Raw genomic sequence first — 17,935 nt, forward strand, 5'->3', positions numbered from 1 at the left:
TTCGCCACCCGGCGAGTCACTTTTTGTCAAACGCGACAAAAAGTAACCAAAAAACGCTGCGCTCCATTCATCCGGCCCTCCGCTTCGCTCCGGGTCCCCTCTCTCCGGCCTTGCTCCCGGGAGGACCGCGCTGAACGCCCCATCCTGGGGCGCAGCGCTTGACGGGCATCCATGCCCGTCACCTCCCTCCGCAAGGCCTGCGTTCGGCCTCCTGAAGTCGCGAAGTTACGGGCGGCGCCTGCACTGGCGCAGCTGTCGCTAGCAGGCTTCGGGGGTAGACTCCTGATCGGCAGCGGCAGCGGCAACGGCCATTCGCGTCAATGCGTCTGCCAGATCCCATTGTTACGTTCGCAATCACTGCGCGCCTGCCCCAGGCTTGGGGTGTCGTAGTAGTAGGTGATAATCCGCGCATCCTTGGGCACGGCCGGCCGTGTCGAGGGCTCGCCGCGCCCTGCGGCATCAGGATTGGCCAGGGTTTCCTGGGTCAGCGGGGCGATGCAGCTGCCCACGCTGCCATCAGCGCAACGCTCGACCTTGCGTTTCTGGCTGTTGAGCATCTCCTTGCTCTCGTTGCTGCACGACCAGGCGATCGCTTCAGCCGGCATGTTGCCGTAGCTGTAGCAGGTATGCTGCTGCACCGGCTTGACCGCCTCGCTGGACGAGCGGGTGACCACGTCGCAGCCCTCGGCCAGCACCTGCCCGCTGAGCAGGCAGCCCAACAATGCCACACACACAATGAACCGCATGACGAACCTCCCGGGCCCGTGGGGCCCTCAGTGCTTGTCCAGGGCTGGCTCGGCCTGTCGGCGCAGGGCCTTGGCGCGCTTCTCCAGGATCAGGTAGGTAATCACCGCCAGCAACAGCGGGATCAGGTAGTACAGCGTCCGATACCCCAGCAATGCGGCCACCAGCGTGCCCTGGCCCAACTGTCCGTGCAGCAGGGCAAGGAACACCGCCTCCAGCACCCCCAGCCCGGCAGGAATATGCGCCACTACCCCTGCCACGCAACTGATCAGCAACACCCCCAGTACCGAGGGATAGAACAGCGCAGGCGGCAGCAGCAGGTGGATCAGCGCCGCCATCAACGCCCAGTTGCTCGCGCCCAGCGCCACTTGGCACAACGCCAGGCGCAGGCTCGGCAGGGTCACTTCATGCCCGCGCAGATGCCATGTGCGTCGCTTGGCAAATGCACAGGCGAGCAGGTAGCTCGCCGCGACCGCCACCATCAGCACACCGATCAGGCGCAAGCCGCCGGCCCCCACCGCCCAGCTTGCCGGCAACTTCACCAGGCCCAGGGCGAACACCGTGCCGGCCAGCAGCAAATAGCCCATCCAGTTGGTCAACAGACCCAGGGTGAGGATGCGGGTGATGGTCGCGGTGTCCAGCCCCAGCCGGCTGTACAGGCGGTAGCGCAGTGCCACGCCGCCGACCCAGGTGGTGAAATTGAGATTGAACGCGTAGCAGACAAACGCCACCGGCAGCACCTGACGGGCTGGCAACCGGTGACCGGTGTAGGCGCGGGCGAGCAGGTCGTAGCTGGCGAACACCAGGTAGCTGCACAGGGCCAGCAACAGGCCAAGGACCAGGGTGGAAGGTCGATAGGCCAGCAGCGACTGGTGCACCTCGTTCCAGTCCAGGTTGCGTGCCAGGGTGAACAGCAGCACCGGGATCAGCACCAGGAACAGCAGGGTGAGCAGGCGCATGCCCCAGGTCTGCCAGCGTGGCTTGGCCATCAGGTCTTGCCCCCGTTGAAGTCCGCCGGCGCTTCGCTGTCCGCCTGCAGCGACTGCAGGCGCTGCCGGTGCGCGGGGAACCAGCCGGCGATGCGCGGGAAGTAGCGGGTGATGTGAAAGCCCAGGAATATCAGCGGCGCGCGCCACCAGTAGCCACGCACCATGCGTTCCAGGGTCACGCGCTTGCAATGCGCGGCGGTCAGTTCGCTCAGGTGGCGGTACAGGCCATCGTTGAAGGCGCAGTCGCGGATCATCAGGTTGGCTTCGAGGTTGAACGACAGGCTCAGCGGGTCGAGGTTGCTCGAGCCCACAGTGGACCACTCGTCGTCCACCAGTGCCACCTTGCCGTGCAACGGGCGCTGGCAGTACTCATGGATCTGCACATTGTCGCGCAACAGGTAGTTGTAGAGCAGCCGCGACAGGGCGCGTACCCAACGCATGTCCGGTTGCCCCTGGAGGATCAGGGTCACCGCAACGCCGCGCCGGGCAGCATTGCGCAGCTCGCGCAGCAAGCGGTAGCCGGGAAAGAAATAGGCGTTGGCCACGACGATGCGTTGCTGAGCTTCACGGAAGACTTGCAGGTAGCACGCCTCGATGTCGGTGCGATGGCGGCGGTTGTCGCGTTCCACCAGTACGGCGCTGGCCGAACCTGCGACGTCACCGCCCGGCACGACCGCGCTTGGGTCACCCAGCACGGGGGCGAGCATCCGGCAGCTGGAGGCGTGCACCTGGGCCACTACCGGGCCTGTGACTTCCACGGCGTAGTCCTGCTTGGCCTGCGGGCCGAAGTCGCCGAGATGATCGGCACTGTAGTTGATACCGCCAATGAACGCGCGCTGGCCGTCGATCACCAGGATCTTGCGGTGCAGACGCCGGAACAGGTTGGTGCGCATGCCGGCCAGGCGCGGCTGCGGGTCGAATGCATGGAAGCGCACCCCGGCCTCGGTCATCGAGGCAATGAACCCGTCAGGCAGGTCGGCGGTGCCGTAGCCGTCAACCGCCACTTCCACCCGCACGCCGCGCCGCGCCGCGTCGATAAGCGCCAGGCGCAGCGGCTGGCCGACCTTGTCGTCGTAGATGATGAACGTTTCCAGGAGGATCTCCTCCCGCGCTTGGGCGATCGCCTCGAACACGCGCGGGTAGTACTGCTCGCCATTGATCAGCAGTTCGACGTGGTTGCCATCGCTCCAGGTCTGCTTCATAGCGTCACCTGCGCTACCAGCGGGGCATGGTCGGAAAGGTGGGACCACGGGTACCTCGACAACACCCGTGCCTCGCATGCCTGGGCATTGCGCAGGTAGATGCGGTCCAGGCGCAGCAGCGGCAGGCGCGCGGGAAAGCTGCGCGCCGGCCTGCCGAAGGCTTCGACCAGCGACACCGACAGCCGCGCATCGGCCTTCAGCCGCCAGTCGTTGAAGTCACCGGCGACAATGACCGGATCGTCCGGTGGCAGGCGCTCGAGCAAGGTCAGCAGCAGGTCGACCTGACGCTGGCGGTGGTCCTCGCGCAGGCCCAGGTGCACACAGATCGCGTGCACCTGCTCATGACCGGGCACTTCAAGCTGGCAGTGCAACAAGCCGCGCTCTTCATTGCCGTGAATCGACACGTCAAGGTTGTCATAGGCGCGGATCGGGAACTTGGACAGCAGCGCGTTGCCATGGTCGCCATGGGGGTAGACCGCATTACGTCCGTAGGCGAACTGCGGCCACATGCTGTCGGCAAGAAATTCGTACTGCGGGGTCTGCGGCCAGGCCGGATGGCGCTCGGCATGCCGTTGGTGGCTGCCATGCACTTCCTGCAGGAACACCAGGTCGGCGCCGGTGGCGCGCACCGCCTCGCGCAGCTCCGGCAGGATGAAGCGGCGGTTGAACAGGGTGAAACCCTTGTGCACGTTGAGGGTCAGCACCGTCAGGCGGTGCACGGCCGCGACCTTGTCGATGATGCGGTCAGGGGCGGGTAGGGTGCCGTTCATAGTGACTCCTGCGGCTCGACGCCAGGTTCGGTCACCAGTTCGCCGTCCAGGCCAAGCTTGCCCAGCAGGCGACGCGCATCGTAGGGGGCATGCACCTTCTGATCGTTGTCGAAGTAGCAATACACATCCCGGGAGGCGCGCTTGACCGGGGCACGACGGATGACGCGCTGGGCATCCTCCGGCTGGCCGCCCGCGGCCCAGGCCTGGATGCGCAGGCGCCAGCGACGCAGCGCGCTGGCGGTGTAGCCGCTGCTGTAGAGCTCGACATCGCCATGCAGGCGCAGGTAGACGAAATCGGCCGTGACTTCCTCGACACAGGGCCATTTGCCGGCGCTGTCGGCAACCACCAGCGCGACCTTGTGCTTGCGCAGCAGGTTGATGAAGGTGTCGCAGAGGAAGCTCGGATGGCGGATCTCCACGGCATGGCGCAAGTGCGCATTGCCACGGATGGCAGTACCACCATTGACCTGCAGGCGTACGGCCGCGTGCCGGGCACAGGCGCGCGCAGCCTTGCGATCGCGGGGCAGCAGGTCGAGGAAAGCGCTGAAGCGCTGGGCGTCGAACTTCATGCTCGGGGGAAACTGCCAGAGGAACGGCCCCAGCTTGTCGCCCAGCAGCAATGGCCCGGAGGCAAAGAAATTGGCCAGCGGCTCGTCGATGTCGCGCAGCCGTCGCACATGGGTGATGTAGCGCGGCGCCTTGACCGAGAAGACGAATCCTTCAGGTGTTTCATCGCGCCACTGGCGGTAGCGCTCGGGGGTCTGCAACGCGTAGAACGAGCCATTGATCTCGATGCTGTTCACCGCCCGAGAGGCGAATGCCAGCTCATCGTCCTGGCGCAGACCCTTGGGGTAGAAGTCCTTGCGCCATGGGCCATAGCGCCAACCGGAAATACCAATGCGGATCTCGCTCACGAGGGCTCCCTTTCGTTCGTGCACTCTTGACTAGCGACCGGCATCGCGGCGTCAGGGTTCACCAGGAATGACGAGTGGCCAGTGACGCAAAACCCGGAACTTTACCTGCCTTGCGGCCCTCCACCGCAGAGGGAAGCAGCCAATGGAGGCAATGCCGATGAACAGCGAGACAGAACCGGGGGAAGTGCAGGCGCCGCCAGCACCGACCGAGGCAGACGACGAAGAACCCGACGTGCTCCCGGACGACCCTGACATCGAGGGCCTGCCCGGAGAAACCCGGCAGCCGGCCTGAAGGAGCGCTAGCCATGAAATTCGATCGTTTCGCCCAATGGCTGGCCAACCGCAGCGGACGTCCACTGACCTTTGCCGTGGCATTGCTGCTGATCATCCTTTGGGGCGTGAGCGGACCGCTGTTCGATTTCAACGACACTTGGCAACTGGTGATCAACACCTCGACCACCATCATCACCTTCCTCATGGTGTTCCTGATCCAGAACACCCAGAACCGCGACAACGACGAACTGCACATCAAGGTCGACGAACTGCTGCGCACCACCCAGCGGGCGCACAAGGCCCTGCTCGACCTCGAGGACATGGGGCCGGCCGAACTGCATGCGCTGCGCAAGCAGTACCAGCAACTGGGCGAGCACGACCAAGCGGCGCCGGGCAACGATGCACCGGCCAAGGACACCCCTGACTGACCCTGGAGGACGGCATGGCCAGACACATCATCCACTACACCGGCCCGATCAATTCCGCGACCTGCGGCAACCTCATCAACACCTGTTCCAAGGCGTTGCAGCAGGGCGCAGAGGTGCTGCAGATCAACATCGCCACCATGGGCGGCGAATGCAGCTACGGTTTCACCCTGTACAACTTCCTGCGTTCACTGCCGGTGCCGGTGCACACCCACAACCTGGGCACGGTCGAATCGATGGGCAACATCCTGTTCCTGGCAGGCAGTCACCGCACCGCCTGCGCCTTCAGCAAGTTTCTGTTCCACCCGTTCCACTGGACCCTGCATGGCTCGGTGGACCATGCACGGATGGCCGAGTACGCCATGAGCCTGGACTATGACCTGCGCCTGTATGCGCAGATCGTCGCCGAGCGCACCGAGGGTGCGAGCGAGCGGCTCGATGTGCCGCGCTACCTGATGGCCTATCCGCGAATCCTGGGGCCCCAGGAAGCGCTCACCTGCGGGATGATCCAGGCCGTGGACGAGCTGCCGATCGAGGCCGATGCCGTACAGTGGAGCGTCCATGCCTGAGCCGTGGCGGCACTGGCCCCGCAGCCGGCCAGGGCGATGGCCGGGGCCTAGCGCAGGTTCCCCAGGGCAAGTGTCCGAGGGCCAGTTGCAGGCAAGCGTGGTGCATGGGGCGTCTCCTTCGTGCTTGGCCTGGCGGATAAGTGCCGTCGGTCAGAACCCTGGCACACCAAATGAGCCGTTGGCCTGCGCCCCTGTTCGTAATTGAGTGCACGGCATCTTCGCGCGGCACGTCCAACCTAGCGTAAAGGAGAAACGTCATGGCTCGTGACCAGGATCAGACCGGACAACGCGGCGGCACCAAGCAGACCAATCCCGGCAACTTCGCCAACGACCGTGAAAGGGCCTCCCGGGCGGGCCAGAAGGGCGGCCGCAACTCAGGCGGCAACTTCGCCAATGACCGCGCCCGCGCCTCCGAGGCCGGTCGCAAAGGTGGCCGCAACAGCCACGGGAACGCCAGCGGTTCGTAACCTTGCGGGCCCTCTCTTGCTGTTGTCGGACATTTTTTGAATTTTCATGGAACAACGTGATCTGTCAGAAAGTCATCCATGGAGAAGAGGAGGGCCTGCGTCAATGCCAAGTCCCCAGTTGTTTACCATCGAATACCTGCTGCATGGTCAGCCACGGCGTTTCATCATCCGCCAGGAACACATGGACAATGCCGAGGCCTGGCATTGGGCGAGTTGCGACGCGGGTTTGGGGATCATTCCGAAGTTCGGACGCGAGCGCATCAAGAAAGTCAGCCGGCCCATGGCCGAACGGCATGGGATCACCGAAGTGCGCTGGCGGGTGTGAGCCGGCGCGGATGGTTGCAGAAAATCGTCGATATGCGCATCAGTGTGAGAGCGGGCCTGGCCCGCTCTCACACTGCCATGCACACTCAGGTGCCTGACTCCGGATCGCTGGCCGGTACCCCGGGACGGTTCTCTTCCTCGGTCAGGTCGGGGTCGGAATCCGGGTCGTCGGCCTGATCGTTGCGTCGGTCTGGCTCGAGTTCCGGCCAGTCGCTCTGCACATCGCCACCACCCATCCAGTGTTTCGTGCTCATGTCGTCATCCTCTCCTCAGCGTGAAAAAACGGCCCACGCTCGGGCAGGCCGAACACAGGAGTGAACATCGCCACCCTCATGGATTAGGAGGTTGCAAAGCGCTTGAAGGGTCGATTGCATGCCACTGTGCGCCGACCAGCGGTCGCTCAGTTTCCGGAATATTTCACCGCGGCGGCCGTGCGGGTCGGCACATTGAGGGTCTTGAGCAGCGACGACACATGGATGCGCACGGTGAATGGCGAGATGTCCAGCGCCCGGGCGATCTCCTTGTTGGTCTTGCCCTGGGCGATCAGGCGCAGTACGTCCTGTTGGCGGTGAGTGAGCTGTTCCAGCTCGCTGGGGGCATCGAGATGCGGTAACAATCCGCTGGGGGCGTAGTCGACCACCACTTCGCCGTCGCGAATGGCAAGGATGGCGGCGCCGATCGCCTCGGGGCTGACGCTCTTGCCGATGAAGCCATCGACGCCGGCGGCCATGACTTCGCAGATCACCTGCGGGTCGTCGACCATCGATACAACGATCAGCGTGGTGCGCTGCAATTGTCGGCGCAGCTCGGCGAGGCGGCCGATGCAGGTGAGGCCGGGGAAGCGCAGGTCGAGGATCAGGGTGTCGGGCGTCTCGCCCATGGCGGCCAGCCTGAGCACGTCAGCGAGGCTGCCAGCTTCCTCCAGGCGCGCCTCGGGCAGGATGCGCCGTACGGTGTTGACCATGGCCTCCCTGAACAGCGGATGGTCATCCGCCACGATGATGCGGCAACTCACGTCGTGGAACTCCCTGTCAGCCGACACATGCTAATTTAGCAGTCACCTGCGGTTTTTTCCCACGCAGCGTGCCGCAAATGCCGACTGGCGCACAAGGACGTTACCCATGAAGTTCGAGAAGAACAACGAGCTGGACCAGGCCAACCTGCGCATCATCGTCGCCTCTTGTGCGATCACCTACGTGGCGTTGCTGGGTTTCCTGCCGGGCCGCTCGCCCGCCACCTACCTGCCGGTGCTGCTCTACTACGCGGGGTTCGTGGTGGTGTCGATCGGCATGCGCCAGGCGATCAAGCGTTGGCCGGGACACTACCCAGCGCGGCGCATCTTCGGCATGCTGGGCGATTACACCGGCACCAGTTTCGGCCTGGTGGTTGGCGGTGAAACCGCGCTGCCGCTGTATGCAGTGATGGTCTGGATCAACCTGGGCAACGGCATGCGCTTCGGCTCGCGCTACCTGGCCATCGCCACCGTGCTGGCCCTGGCCGCGCTGGTTGTGGTGTGGCAACTGACCCCCTATTGGCAGGAACAGCCGTTCCTGCTGCCGATGCTGCTGACCACCAGCACCCTGATTCCGTTTTATGCCCACCTGCTGCTGGAGCGCACGCGCAAGGCCACAGCCCTGGCCGAGGCGGCGACCCGCGAGAAATCGCGCTTCCTGGCCCAGGCCAGTCACGACCTGCGCCAGCCGATCCACTCCATCGGCCTGTTCACCGCCTGCCTGCGCGAAGCGCGGCTGGGCGAGGAGGAGCGGCGCCTGGTGGACAGCATTGATCGCTCGCTGCTCAACGTTTCGCAGTTGTTCCGTTCGATCCTCGACCTGTACACCCTGGACAACGGCCGGGTGCAGCCCAAGTGGGAAACCTTCGCCGTGGATGGTTTCCTGCGCGAGTTGTTGCGCCAGAACAGTGAGGCGGCGCGCTGGGCCGGGGTCGAGATGCGCCTGGTGCCCAGCCGCCACTGGACACGCGCCGACCCGGGGATGCTCGCGACCATGGTGCAGAACGTGCTGTCGAACAGCTTCAAGTATGCCGCCGGGCGCCCGTTGCTGATCGGCGTGCGGCCACGCGGCGAGGGCCTGGCCATCGTCGTCTGCGACCAGGGCCGGGGCATTGCCGAAGAGCACCAGGGCCGCGTGTTCGAAGAGTTCTACCGGGTGCGCGAGGCGCGTGACAAGGACGTCGAGGGCGTCGGCCTGGGGCTGGCCATCGTCAAGCGCCTGGGGCAACTGATGGGTTTGGCGGTCAGCCTGCGCTCGCGCCAGGGACATGGCACCACGCTGACCTTGCAAGGGCTGCCCAAGGTGCCGGCACAAGTGCCACGGGCCGTTGCCGACCAGGCCGTGCAGGCAGGCATGCTCACCGGTTTGCGGGTGTGCCTGGTGGAGGATGACCATAACGTCCTGCAGGCCACCAGTGCCCTGCTGCAACGCTGGGGGTGCGAGGTGCAGGCCGAGAGCTCGCCCTTTGGCCTGGCCAGTGACTGCGATGTGATCGTTGCCGACTACGACCTCGGCCCGCAGGCCACCGGCATCGACTGCATCGACCAGTTGCGCGCGCAACGCGGCGCCGAAGTGCCGGCGCTGATCATGACGGGCCATGATCTCGACAGGCTGCAGGGCGCCCTGCAGGCAAGGGGTATCGCGGTACTGGCCAAGCCGGTGCGCCCGGCGGAGCTGCGTGCGGCGCTGCGCGGTTTGCGTGAGAGCGTGGCGGCGCCGGTCGTCTAGGCCGGCGCCCTCGACCCTCACTGGAAGACCGGCGCCTGGCCTTCTTTCCAGCAGGTGGGGGATGGCGTGTAGATACCCATGCCGGCCACGGCCACCAGGCCGCCGCTGGGCACCTGGCAGTCGTACTGGCCCTTGCTGGTGCTGGCGGTGAAGTAGGTGGTGTTGGAGTCGCTGCGCAGGTTGCTGACCTTGCTCACGGGCACGCCCAGGGTGACCTCGGTGCGTTGCTTGAGGGTGTCGGCACTGGGGCTGGCGGTCTGGCAGCCGGCCACGGCGGCAAGGGCGCTGAGCAGGACGAGGGACTTGAAGGGGAAGGACTTGAGGATCATCGCGTTGCTTCCTTGGCATTGTTCTCGGTACGGCGCCCGCGCCGCCAGGAAGGGGGCTGGCGGTGGAACGCTGGACCGACTATAGCGCCAGGGAAACGTTGCGCGATGTAGGGCGGATGTGCGAGGTGGCATTTTGCCTTGATTGGGTTGCGGGATGCCTGCCATCTGACTGCATGCAGGCATCTCGCCGCCCACTCGCAGTCAGCGCTTGAGCACCAAGGTCAGAATGTCATAACTGGCCACCAGCTCACCCAACTGGTTGGTCACTTCCACATCCCAGGCCACCACGCCTTGCGCCTGCCCCTGAGGGCTGGTCTTGCCCTGGTCGATCTTGCGCTTGCAGGTCAGGCGCGCCTGGATGGTGTCGCCGATGCCCACCGGGGTGATGAAGCGCAGCGTGTCCAGCCCGTAGTTGGCCAGCACCGGCCCTTCGCCGGGGCTGACGAACAATCCGGCGGCCGCCGACAGCACGAAGTAGCCGTGGGCGATGCGCTTGCCGAACTGCGACTGTTTGGCGGCGATCTCGTCGAAGTGCATGTAGAAGTGATCGCCCGACAGGCAGCCGAAGTTGACCAGGTCGGCCTCGGTCACTGTGCGCCGGTGGGTCAGCAGCGACTCGCCGATGCGCAAGTCATCGAAATGGCGGCGGAACGGGTGCACCTCGGTTTCGATCACCTCGGCCCCGCGCACGTACTCGCCGGTCACCGCCATCAGCATGCTCGGCGAGCCTTGCACCGCGGCTCGCTGCAGGTAGTGCTTGACCGCGCGCAGGCCGCCCAGCTCCTCGCCGCCGCCGGCACGGCCGGGGCCGCCGTGCTTGAGCTGTGGCAACGGTGAGCCATGCCCGGTGGATTCCTTGGCCGCCTCGCTGTCGAGTACCAGCAGCCGCCCGTGCCAGGCCGCAGCCACCGGGATGGCCTTGGCCGCCACGCCGCGGTCGGCGGTGACCAGGCTCGCCACCAGGCTGCCCTTGCCGCGGGCGGCCAGGGCCAAGGCCTCGTCGAGGTCGTCGTAGGCCATCAGCGTGCTGACCGGGCCGAACGCTTCGATATCATGGGCACCGCCCTCGGCATGCGGGTCGCGGGCCAGCAGCAGGGTCGGGGCGCAGAATGCCCCCTCGGCCACGCCATCGCCGACCGGGGTGAAACCGTCACTGGCGCCCAGCAACTGCTCGCAGGTGGCCAGCAACTGGCGCACGCGCTCGGCGACATCACGCTGCTGGTCATGGGAGGCCAGCGCCCCCATGCGCACGCCCTCCACCGAAGGATCGCCCACCACTACCTTGCGCAGCCGTTCGCGCAGGCGAGTGGCCACCGCGTCGATGTGCCTGGCGGGGACGATGGCGCGGCGGATCGCCGTGCATTTCTGCCCGGCCTTGGTGGTCATTTCCCGCGCCACTTCCTTGATGTACAGCTCGAACTCCTCGCTGTCAGGGCTCACGTCCGGGCCAAGGATGGCGCAGTTCAGCGAGTCGGCCTCGGCGGTGAAGGGCACCGAGTTGCGGATCAGGTTCGGGGTGACGCGCAGCTTAGCTGCGGTGTCGGCGGAGCCGGTGAAAGTCACCACGTCCTGCCCCTGCAGGCGCTCGAGCAGGTCACCGGTGCTGCCGATCACCAGTTGCAGGCTGCCGGCCGGCAGCAGGCCCGACTCGTTCATCAGGCGTACCACGGCCTCGGTCAGGTAGCTGGTGGACGTGGCAGGCTTGACGATGCACGGCATGCCGGCCAGGAAGGTCGGGGCGAACTTCTCCAGCATCCCCCAGATCGGGAAGTTGAAGGCGTTGATATGCACGGCCACGCCCGCACGCGGCACCAGGATATGGCTGCCGGCGAAATGGCCTTGCTTGCCCAGGGGGATCGCCGGACCTTCGTGCACCAGGTTGCCCGACGGCAGCTCGCGGCGGCCCATGCTCGAATAGGCGAACAGCGTAGCGTTGCCGCCTTCGATGTCGATCCAGCTGTCGGTGCGGGTGGCGCCGCTGTGATGGGACAGGGCGTAGAGCTGCTCCTTGCGCTCGGCCAGGTACAGCGCCAGGGCCTTGAGGCGGGCGGCGCGCTGCTGGAAATCCATGGCCAGTAGCTGCTTCAGGCCCTGGGCGCGGGCAAAGTCCACGGCCTCGGCGAAGTCCGGGCGTTCCTCGTGGCTGTAGGCCAGAACGTGACCGTCGAGGGCGCTGCGCAGGGCCTGGGCGCCGTGCTGGCCGATCCAGCGGCCGGCGATGAAGCTTTGCAGGGTAGGGGCGGCGGACATGCTGTTCTCCTTTGAAGGGCGCGCTTACCAGAGCGCCAGGGTGTAGCCGATGATCAGGCGATTTTCGTCCACGGCATTGGTCAGGCCATTGCCGGAGCGGAAGGTAACGTTGCGCCAGCGCAGGCTGACGTCCTTGAACGGACCGCTCTGGATCACGTAGGTGATGTCGGTGTCGCGTTCACGCTCGCGGCCATTGTTGACCGTGGTGGTTTCGGCGTGGCGGCCGTCTGTGTAGCGGGTCATGAAACTCAGCCCGGGGATGCCCTGCGCCACGAAGTCGTAGTCGTAGCGCAGCTGCCAGGAGTCGAGCCCGGCGCGGGTGAAGGTGTTGTAGGTGACCAGGTTGACGGTGTACGGGTCGCCGCCGTTGAGGAACGGGAAGGCGCTGTCGCCGGACATCTGCTGCCAGGTGGCGGTGAACTTGTGGGCCTTCACGCCCAGGGTGAACATGGCGTTGAAGTTGCGGTTGTCGATCTTGCCCGCGCGCTCGGCGCCGTCGCCGCGGCTGTCGAAGTAGCGCAGGTCGCTGCGCAGGCTGACGCCCTCGGCCAAGGGTTGGGTATGCACAAAACCCACATATTGCTGGCGGTAGATGTCCTCGAGCTTGGCGTAGTAGTAGCTGACGCTGGCCTGCGGAGTGATGGCGTAGCTGCCGCCGCCGAAGTCGAAGTGGTCGCTGCTGGCGGCGCCGTAGCCGATATCATCGCGCCCGGACGAGTCGCGCAGGTTGGCCTTGGTCAGGCGGCCGCCGTTGAAGGTCAGGCCGTCCAGTTCCTGGCTGGTCAGCAGGCCGCCCTGGAAGGTCGAGGCCAGCAGGCGGGTATCGTTGTACACCACCACCGGCAGGATCGGTTGCAGCGTGCCCAGGCGCAGGGTGCTCTTGGAGACCCGCAGCTTGGCGGTCAGGCCCAGCTCGCTGTAGTCATCCACCGGCTCCAGGCTGTTCGGTCCGTAGGGCAGCAGGCCGGTGTTGCGTCGGTCGCGGCTGGAGTCGAGCTTGATGCCCAGTTGGCCCATGGCGTCCACCCCGACACCAACCGGCCCCTCGGTGAAACCCGATTCGAAGCGGGCGGTGAAGCCCTGGCCCCATTCTTCGGCCTTGCTCTGCGGGGCGTTGCTCTGGCGGAAGTCACGGTTGAGGTAGTGGTTGCGCAGTTCGAGGCGGGCGTGACTGTCAGCGATAAAGTCCGCCATGGCCGGCAAGGGCAGGGCGAGGGTGGCCAGCCAGGCGGCTGACTTGAGGTGCGTGCGGTTCATTGTTGTTGTACCCGACATTGTTATTGTTCTTGAGGTCAGTGCTTGCTGGCACCGGCGGCGCCGATACCGGTCATGGAGCGGATGAACTGGGCCAGGTAGCGCCCACGCTCTTCGCGCGCTTGTTCCGAGCTGTCGGTAACCGAGAAGGCCCAGGCCGCGAGGAAGGCCAGCGACATGGAGAACAGCGCCGGGTTGCTGTAGGGGAACAGCGCCCGTTCGTTGTGCAGCACGTTGACCCACACCGCCGGCCCCAGCACCACCAGCACGATCGCCGAGACCAGCCCGGCCAGGCTGCCGCCCACGGCGCCACGGGTGGTCAGGCCCTTCCAGAACATCGAGAGCAGCAGCACCGGGAAGTTGACCGAGGCGGCCACCGCCAGCACCAGGCCGGAGAGGAAGGCGATGTTCTGCGACTCGAACAGCAGCCCCAGCAGCACCGCGAACAGGCCTATCCCCAGGGTGGCCAGGCGCGATACGCGCATTTCTTCCTGCTCGCTGGCCTGGCCCTTGCGCACCACGCAGGCGTACAGGTCGTGGGACACCGCCGAGGCGCCGGACAGCGCAAGGCCCGCGACCACGGCGAGGATGGTGGCGAAGGCCACCGCCGAGATGAAACCGAGGAACAGGTTGCCGCCCACCGCCTGGGCCAGGTGCACCGCGACCATGTTGCCGCCGCCGATGATCGCCCCCGTGGCGTCGCGGTAGGACGGCTCGGTGCCGACCATGACGATGGCGCCGAAGCCGATGACGATCAGCAGCAAATAGAAGTAGCCGATGAAACCGGTGGCGTAGAACACGCTCTTGCGCGCTTCCTTGGCGTCGCTGACGGTGAAGAAGCGCATGAGGATATGCGGCAGGCCGGCAGTGCCGAACATCATGCCCAGGCCCAGGGAAATGGCGTCCACCGGATTGGACAGCAGCGCGCCCGGCGCCATGATCGCCTGGCCCTTGGCGTGCACGGCCACGGCGCTGGCGAACATCGCCTCGGTGCTGAAGCCGAAATGCCTGAGCACCATGAATGCCATGAAGGTCGTGCCGCAGAGCAGCATCACCGCCTTGATGATCTGCACCCAGGTGGTGGCGAGCATGCCGCCGAAGGTGACGTACAGCACCATCAGCGCACCCACCAGCATCACCGCGTACAGGTAGCTGATGCCGAACAGCAGCTCGATCAGCTTGCCGGCGCCGACCATCTGCGCCACCAGGTACATCAGCGCCACGGCCAGGGTGCCGAAGGCCGAGGTCAGGCGCACCGGAGCCTGGGCCAGGCGGTACGAGACGACGTCGGCGAAGGTGTACTTGCCCAGGTTGCGCAGGCGTTCGGCGATCAGGAACAGGATGATCGGCCAGCCGGCCAGCACGCCCAGGGCATACAGCAGGCCGTCGTAGCCGTTCATGAACATCATCGCCGAGATGCCCAGGAAGGACGCGGCGCTGATCATGTCGCCGGCGATCGCCAGGCCGTTCTGCATGCCGGTGAGGCCGCCGCCGGCGGTGTAGAAGTCGCTGGCCGAGCGGGTGCGCAGGGCGGCCCAGCGAGTCACCAGCAAGGTGAAGCAGACGAACACCAGGAACATCGAGATGGCGGTCCAGTTCATCGCGCGCACTCCTGCTTGACCACTTCGTTGAGCGGGTCGATGACGCGGTTGGCGCGGTGCATGTAGATGCCGGTGAGGGCAAAGGACAGCAGCACCATGAGCACTCCAACCAGCATGCCGACGCTGGTCACGCCGCCGCTGAGGGACTGGCCGAGCACGCCGGGGGCGAAGGCCACCAGCAGGACGAAGCCGTAGTAGGCGGCGAGCATGGTCAGGGTCAGTGAGCCGTTGAGGCGGCGCTTGCGCTTGATCAGTTGCACGAAGGCGGGGTGCTTGCTGATGGTTTCAAGGTGTTCGGGTGTCATGGGAGCGTTCTCTCTGGCTGTTGTAATTGTTTTTTCAGGTCACGCGTGTGTTGCCGAGGGCTTCATTGCTGGCAAGCCAGCGCTTGTGGGAGCTGGCTTGCCAGCGATGAAGGCAATGCGGTCTCAAAGCTGATCGAAGTCGAGCACCACCTTGTCGCTCAACGGGTAGGTCTGGCACGACAGCACATACCCGGCGGCCACTTCGTAGTCTTCCAGGGCATGGTTGCTGTCCATCTCCACCTCGCCCTCGATCACCTTGCACTTGCAGGTCGAGCACACCCCGGCCTTGCACGAGTACGGCAGCTCGGCGCCGATGGCGTTGCCGGCGTCGAGCACGCTGTGGGTGTTGCGCGGCAGGTCGAAGGCCAGGGCGCGGCCATCGCTGATCACGGTCACCTGGCTGACCGCCGAATCCAGCTCGCGGGCCGCTTCACGGGCCTCGCGGCGAGCTTCGCTGCCGGCGGCGGCGAACAGTTCATAGTGGATGCGCGCCTTGTCCATGCCGTTGGCCTGCAGGCTGTCGCGCACGGTTTCGGTCATGGCCTGGGGGCCGCAGATGAAGGCAGCATCGAGAGAGGCCACGTCGAGCCAGCGGGAGAACAGCTGGCCGCACTTGTCGGCGTCGATGCGGCCGTTGTACAGGTCGACGTCCTGTTGCTCGCGGCTGAACACGAAAATCAGGTTGAGGCGCTCGAGGTACCGGTTCTTCAGGTCCTCGAGGCGGTCGCGGAACAGCGCGCTGTTGCTGGCGCGGTTGCCGTACAGCAAGGTGAAGCGGCTGTTGGGTTCAGTGGCCAGCGTGGTGGCGACCAGCGACAGGATCGGAGTGATGCCGCTGCCGGCGGCCACGCCCAGGTAGTTGCCCCGGCGCGTCGGTTCCAGCGGCACGAAGAAGCTGCCCGAGGGCGGCATCACTTCGAGCTGCTGGCCGGCCTTGAGCATTTCGTTGGCAAAGGCCGAGAAACGACCGCCCGGCACGCGCTTGACGGCGACCCGCAGCTCGTCGTCCTGCACCGCGCTGCAGATCGAGTAGGAGCGGCGCACCTCTTCGTCATCCAGGTGGGTGCGCATGACCAGGTACTGGCCCTGGGTGAAACGGAACTCATCGCGCAGGTGCGCGGGCACGTCGAAGGCGATGGACACCGCGTCCCGGGTCTCCTGGCGCACTTGCTTGATGGTCAGGCTGTGAAACTGGCTCATGGCGTTCTCCACGGCTCAAAGGCATTTGAAATAGTCGAACGGTTCCAGGCAGGCGCGGCAGCGGTACAGGGCCTTGCAGGCGGTGGAACCGAACTGGCTGAGCAGTTCGGTATCGGCGCTGCCGCACTGCGGGCAACACACGCTGGGTGCCGCACCACGCAGGTTGGCGCGGCCCTCGGGTGGGGCGATACCGTAGGCGCGCAGCCGCTCACGGCCTTGCGCACTGATCCAGTCGGTGCTCCACGCCGGGGTGAGACGACGCTCCAGCGCCGGCTCCGCGAAGCCGGCCTGTTCCAGGGCCTGGCGAATGTCACTCTCGATCACCTCGGTGGCCGGGCAGCCGGAGTAGGTCGGGGTGACCACCAGGTGCAGGTGGCCGGCGCGCCAGTCGAGGTCGCGCACAACACCTAAGTCGACCACGCTGACCACCGGTACTTCCGGGTCCATCACCTCGGCCAGCACCGCCCAGGCCCGGCTCAGGTCGCCGTCGCGCAAGTCCCTGGCGCCCCGGTCGCCAGCGATCAGCTCACCAGGTTGCATCGGGGTAGGCTCGCGGCAGGAACTGCATTTCAGCCAGCAGCAGGCCGAGGTGTTCGGTGTGCAGGCCCTTGCGCCCGTCCAGGTAGAAGTGGCTGGCGGCCTTGGGCAGGGGCAGATCGACCGAGGCGAAGATGGCCGTGACGGTGTTCAGCCAATGCTGGGCGATCTGCGCCGGGTCGGCGCCGATACCGGCTTTGGCCAGCTGGACTTCACCGTCGTTGGCCACGCTCAGTTCGACCGTGAAGCGCCACAAGGCCGGGATGGCTTCGAGCATGCGTCGGCGGCTTTCTTCCGTGCCGCCCCCCAGGCGCTGTACCCATTCGCCGGAGCGGCGCAGGTGATAGGTGACTTCTTTCAGGGCCTTGGCGGCGATGCCGGCGATACGTTCATCGCGCGAGGCGCTGAGCGCTTCAAGCGTGGCGTGGTGCCAAGCGTCGTACAGGAACTGCTTGAGCAGGGTCACGGCGTAGTCGCCGTTGGGTTGCTCGACCAGGAGCAGGTTGCGGTAGGCGCGTTCGTCGCGACGGAACGCCAGGGCATCGGCGTCGCGGCCGTCGTCCAGCAGTTCGGCGGCGTAGTCCAGCCAGTTGCGCGCCTGGCCCACCAGGTCGAGGCCGACGTTCATCAGTGCCAGTTCTTCTTCCAGCGCCGGCGCCTTGCCGCACCACTCGCACAGGCGCTGGCCCTGAACCAGGGCGCTGTCGCCGAGCAGCAGCAGGTATTGGATAAGTGCTTGCTTGTGCATGGCGGGCCTCACATGTGTCCGACTTCGGCGGGCAGCTCGTAGAAGCTGGCATGGCGGTAGACCTTGTCGTCCGCCGGGGCGAACAGTGGGTCCTTCTCGTCGGGAGAAGAGGCGGTGATCAGCGCCGAGGGCACCACCCACAGGCTCACGCCTTCGCTGCGGCGGGTGTACAGCTCGCGGGCGTTCTCGATGGCCATGGCGGCGTCGGCGGCGTGCACGCTGCCCACATGCTTGTGGTTCAGGCCGTGCTTGCTGCGCACGAAGACTTCGAACAGGGTCCAGACAGACATCAG

At 65.9% G+C, this 17,935-nt stretch carries 21 protein-coding genes and 1 pseudogene; 6 read left to right on the top strand and 16 right to left on the bottom strand.

Going from position 1 to position 17,935, the window contains the following annotated elements; genetic code table 11:
* Window positions 1-317: 317 nt before the first annotated feature.
* From LOY42_RS12530 to LOY42_RS12550, 5 genes are read right to left on the bottom strand one after another with little or no spacing between them, the layout of a single operon-like run.
* Window positions 318-746 carry a hypothetical protein gene (locus LOY42_RS12530; protein ID WP_139671076.1) on the bottom strand — a complete coding sequence of 143 codons (429 nt, stop codon included), beginning with the start codon at window positions 744-746 and terminating at the stop codon, window positions 318-320.
* Window positions 747-773: 27 nt separating this feature from the next.
* The gene (locus tag LOY42_RS12535) at window positions 774-1,733 is read right to left on the bottom strand and encodes a lysylphosphatidylglycerol synthase domain-containing protein (RefSeq protein WP_258600876.1); all 960 of its coding nucleotides are present in this window, start codon (window positions 1,731-1,733) and stop codon (window positions 774-776) included.
* Window positions 1,733-2,935 (bottom strand): cardiolipin synthase ClsB, encoded by a 1,203-nt coding sequence (gene clsB / locus LOY42_RS12540; protein ID WP_258600878.1) that lies wholly within the window; start codon window positions 2,933-2,935, stop codon window positions 1,733-1,735. Before clsB ends, LOY42_RS12535 begins: the two co-directional genes overlap by 1 nt.
* Entirely contained in the window at window positions 2,932-3,705 is a 774-nt protein-coding gene (locus LOY42_RS12545) for an endonuclease/exonuclease/phosphatase family protein (protein WP_111532878.1), read from the bottom strand. Before LOY42_RS12545 ends, clsB begins: the two co-directional genes overlap by 4 nt.
* Window positions 3,702-4,619: a DUF72 domain-containing protein gene (locus LOY42_RS12550; RefSeq protein WP_139671068.1), complete on the bottom strand. Its 918-nt coding sequence runs from the start codon at window positions 4,617-4,619 to the stop codon at window positions 3,702-3,704. The genes LOY42_RS12545 and LOY42_RS12550 overlap by 4 nt, the downstream gene beginning before the upstream one ends.
* Window positions 4,620-4,776: 157 nt before the next feature.
* On the opposite strand from LOY42_RS12550, the gene LOY42_RS12555 reads away from it, so the two are divergent.
* From LOY42_RS12555 to LOY42_RS12575, 5 genes are all read left to right on the top strand, one after another.
* The gene (locus tag LOY42_RS12555) at window positions 4,777-4,911 is read left to right on the top strand and encodes a hypothetical protein (RefSeq protein ID WP_256659295.1); all 135 of its coding nucleotides are present in this window, start codon (window positions 4,777-4,779) and stop codon (window positions 4,909-4,911) included.
* Window positions 4,912-4,924: 13 nt separating this feature from the next.
* Entirely contained in the window at window positions 4,925-5,320 is a 396-nt protein-coding gene (locus LOY42_RS12560) for a low affinity iron permease family protein (RefSeq protein ID WP_102682053.1), read from the top strand.
* A gap of 14 nt (window positions 5,321-5,334) precedes the next feature.
* Window positions 5,335-5,886, top strand: a complete 552-nt coding sequence (locus LOY42_RS12565) for an ATP-dependent Clp protease proteolytic subunit (protein WP_102682052.1) — start codon at window positions 5,335-5,337, stop codon at window positions 5,884-5,886.
* A 257-nt stretch (window positions 5,887-6,143) separates the two neighbouring features.
* Complete coding sequence (locus LOY42_RS12570) at window positions 6,144-6,353, top strand: general stress protein (RefSeq protein WP_102682051.1); 210 nt, start codon at window positions 6,144-6,146, stop codon at window positions 6,351-6,353.
* A gap of 103 nt (window positions 6,354-6,456) precedes the next feature.
* Window positions 6,457-6,678, top strand: a complete 222-nt coding sequence (locus tag LOY42_RS12575) for a DUF6555 family protein (RefSeq protein WP_031316561.1) — start codon at window positions 6,457-6,459, stop codon at window positions 6,676-6,678.
* Window positions 6,679-6,763: 85 nt separating this feature from the next.
* On the opposite strand, the gene LOY42_RS12580 is transcribed toward LOY42_RS12575, so the two are convergent.
* Together LOY42_RS12580 and LOY42_RS12585 are read right to left on the bottom strand one after the other, a co-directional pair.
* Window positions 6,764-6,931: a hypothetical protein gene (locus tag LOY42_RS12580; RefSeq protein ID WP_177486026.1), complete on the bottom strand. Its 168-nt coding sequence runs from the start codon at window positions 6,929-6,931 to the stop codon at window positions 6,764-6,766.
* A 146-nt stretch (window positions 6,932-7,077) separates the two neighbouring features.
* Window positions 7,078-7,692 (bottom strand): response regulator transcription factor, encoded by a 615-nt coding sequence (locus tag LOY42_RS12585; RefSeq protein ID WP_102682050.1) that lies wholly within the window; start codon window positions 7,690-7,692, stop codon window positions 7,078-7,080.
* 106 nt (window positions 7,693-7,798) lie between these two features.
* Here LOY42_RS12585 and LOY42_RS12590 point away from each other — a divergent pair, with 106 nt between their 5' ends.
* Window positions 7,799-9,418, top strand: coding sequence for a hybrid sensor histidine kinase/response regulator (locus LOY42_RS12590; protein ID WP_258600888.1), 1,620 nt, complete (start codon window positions 7,799-7,801; stop codon window positions 9,416-9,418).
* Window positions 9,419-9,435: 17 nt separating this feature from the next.
* Here the strand turns inward: LOY42_RS12590 and LOY42_RS12595 are convergent, their stop codons facing one another.
* The 9 genes and pseudogenes from LOY42_RS12595 to paaB all read right to left on the bottom strand — a co-directional run bounded on the left by LOY42_RS12595 (window position 9,436) and on the right by paaB (window position 17,932).
* Complete coding sequence (locus LOY42_RS12595; RefSeq protein WP_102682048.1) at window positions 9,436-9,747, bottom strand: hypothetical protein; 312 nt, start codon at window positions 9,745-9,747, stop codon at window positions 9,436-9,438.
* A gap of 201 nt (window positions 9,748-9,948) precedes the next feature.
* Window positions 9,949-11,997: a phenylacetic acid degradation bifunctional protein PaaZ gene (gene paaZ, locus LOY42_RS12600; RefSeq protein ID WP_258600890.1), complete on the bottom strand. Its 2,049-nt coding sequence runs from the start codon at window positions 11,995-11,997 to the stop codon at window positions 9,949-9,951.
* A 24-nt stretch (window positions 11,998-12,021) separates the two neighbouring features.
* The gene (locus LOY42_RS12605; protein ID WP_258600892.1) at window positions 12,022-13,254 is read right to left on the bottom strand and encodes an OprD family porin; all 1,233 of its coding nucleotides are present in this window, start codon (window positions 13,252-13,254) and stop codon (window positions 12,022-12,024) included.
* Window positions 13,255-13,289: 35 nt separating this feature from the next.
* Window positions 13,290-14,858, bottom strand: a pseudogene (locus tag LOY42_RS12610) (cation acetate symporter); the annotation flags it as partial.
* Complete coding sequence (locus LOY42_RS12615) at window positions 14,849-15,157, bottom strand: DUF485 domain-containing protein (protein WP_258600894.1); 309 nt, start codon at window positions 15,155-15,157, stop codon at window positions 14,849-14,851. The pseudogene LOY42_RS12610 and the gene LOY42_RS12615, both read right to left, overlap by 10 nt.
* 123 nt (window positions 15,158-15,280) lie before the next feature.
* Window positions 15,281-16,357: a 1,2-phenylacetyl-CoA epoxidase subunit PaaE gene (paaE, locus tag LOY42_RS12620; RefSeq protein ID WP_198755399.1), complete on the bottom strand. Its 1,077-nt coding sequence runs from the start codon at window positions 16,355-16,357 to the stop codon at window positions 15,281-15,283.
* Window positions 16,358-16,372: 15 nt separating this feature from the next.
* Window positions 16,373-16,897, bottom strand: a complete 525-nt coding sequence (gene paaD, locus LOY42_RS12625) for a 1,2-phenylacetyl-CoA epoxidase subunit PaaD (RefSeq protein ID WP_102682042.1) — start codon at window positions 16,895-16,897, stop codon at window positions 16,373-16,375.
* Window positions 16,884-17,642 carry a 1,2-phenylacetyl-CoA epoxidase subunit PaaC gene (paaC, locus tag LOY42_RS12630; protein WP_258600897.1) on the bottom strand — a complete coding sequence of 253 codons (759 nt, stop codon included), beginning with the start codon at window positions 17,640-17,642 and terminating at the stop codon, window positions 16,884-16,886. The genes paaD and paaC overlap by 14 nt, the downstream gene beginning before the upstream one ends.
* A gap of 8 nt (window positions 17,643-17,650) precedes the next feature.
* A complete protein-coding gene (gene paaB, locus LOY42_RS12635) occupies window positions 17,651-17,932 on the bottom strand; it encodes a 1,2-phenylacetyl-CoA epoxidase subunit PaaB (RefSeq protein WP_011533969.1) in 282 nt (93 codons plus the stop codon).
* Window positions 17,933-17,935: the final 3 nt, after the last annotated feature.

Source organism: Pseudomonas sp. B21-023 (genome assembly GCF_024749165.1).
Classification (GTDB): domain Bacteria; phylum Pseudomonadota; class Gammaproteobacteria; order Pseudomonadales; family Pseudomonadaceae; genus Aquipseudomonas.

What these genes read in the sequence shown, in the direction of transcription:
- LOY42_RS12530 (WP_139671076.1), bottom strand. Translation starts at nt 746, where the DNA reads ATGCGGTTCATTGTGTGTGTGGCATTGTTGGGCTGCCTGCTCAGCGGG.
- LOY42_RS12535 (WP_258600876.1), bottom strand. Translation starts at nt 1,733, where the DNA reads ATGGCCAAGCCACGCTGGCAGACCTGGGGCATGCGCCTGCTCACCCTG.
- clsB (WP_258600878.1), bottom strand. Translation starts at nt 2,935, where the DNA reads ATGAAGCAGACCTGGAGCGATGGCAACCACGTCGAACTGCTGATCAAT.
- LOY42_RS12545 (WP_111532878.1), bottom strand. Translation starts at nt 3,705, where the DNA reads ATGAACGGCACCCTACCCGCCCCTGACCGCATCATCGACAAGGTCGCG.
- LOY42_RS12555 (WP_256659295.1), top strand. Translation starts at nt 4,777, where the DNA reads ATGAACAGCGAGACAGAACCGGGGGAAGTGCAGGCGCCGCCAGCACCG.
- LOY42_RS12560 (WP_102682053.1), top strand. Translation starts at nt 4,925, where the DNA reads ATGAAATTCGATCGTTTCGCCCAATGGCTGGCCAACCGCAGCGGACGT.
- LOY42_RS12565 (WP_102682052.1), top strand. Translation starts at nt 5,335, where the DNA reads ATGGCCAGACACATCATCCACTACACCGGCCCGATCAATTCCGCGACC.
- LOY42_RS12570 (WP_102682051.1), top strand. Translation starts at nt 6,144, where the DNA reads ATGGCTCGTGACCAGGATCAGACCGGACAACGCGGCGGCACCAAGCAG.
- LOY42_RS12575 (WP_031316561.1), top strand. Translation starts at nt 6,457, where the DNA reads ATGCCAAGTCCCCAGTTGTTTACCATCGAATACCTGCTGCATGGTCAG.
- LOY42_RS12580 (WP_177486026.1), bottom strand. Translation starts at nt 6,931, where the DNA reads ATGAGCACGAAACACTGGATGGGTGGTGGCGATGTGCAGAGCGACTGG.
- LOY42_RS12590 (WP_258600888.1), top strand. Translation starts at nt 7,799, where the DNA reads ATGAAGTTCGAGAAGAACAACGAGCTGGACCAGGCCAACCTGCGCATC.
- LOY42_RS12595 (WP_102682048.1), bottom strand. Translation starts at nt 9,747, where the DNA reads ATGATCCTCAAGTCCTTCCCCTTCAAGTCCCTCGTCCTGCTCAGCGCC.
- paaZ (WP_258600890.1), bottom strand. Translation starts at nt 11,997, where the DNA reads ATGTCCGCCGCCCCTACCCTGCAAAGCTTCATCGCCGGCCGCTGGATC.
- LOY42_RS12605 (WP_258600892.1), bottom strand. Translation starts at nt 13,254, where the DNA reads ATGAACCGCACGCACCTCAAGTCAGCCGCCTGGCTGGCCACCCTCGCC.
- LOY42_RS12615 (WP_258600894.1), bottom strand. Translation starts at nt 15,157, where the DNA reads ATGACACCCGAACACCTTGAAACCATCAGCAAGCACCCCGCCTTCGTG.
- paaE (WP_198755399.1), bottom strand. Translation starts at nt 16,357, where the DNA reads ATGAGCCAGTTTCACAGCCTGACCATCAAGCAAGTGCGCCAGGAGACC.
- paaD (WP_102682042.1), bottom strand. Translation starts at nt 16,897, where the DNA reads ATGCAACCTGGTGAGCTGATCGCTGGCGACCGGGGCGCCAGGGACTTG.
- paaC (WP_258600897.1), bottom strand. Translation starts at nt 17,642, where the DNA reads ATGCACAAGCAAGCACTTATCCAATACCTGCTGCTGCTCGGCGACAGC.
- paaB (WP_011533969.1), bottom strand. Translation starts at nt 17,932, where the DNA reads ATGTCTGTCTGGACCCTGTTCGAAGTCTTCGTGCGCAGCAAGCACGGC.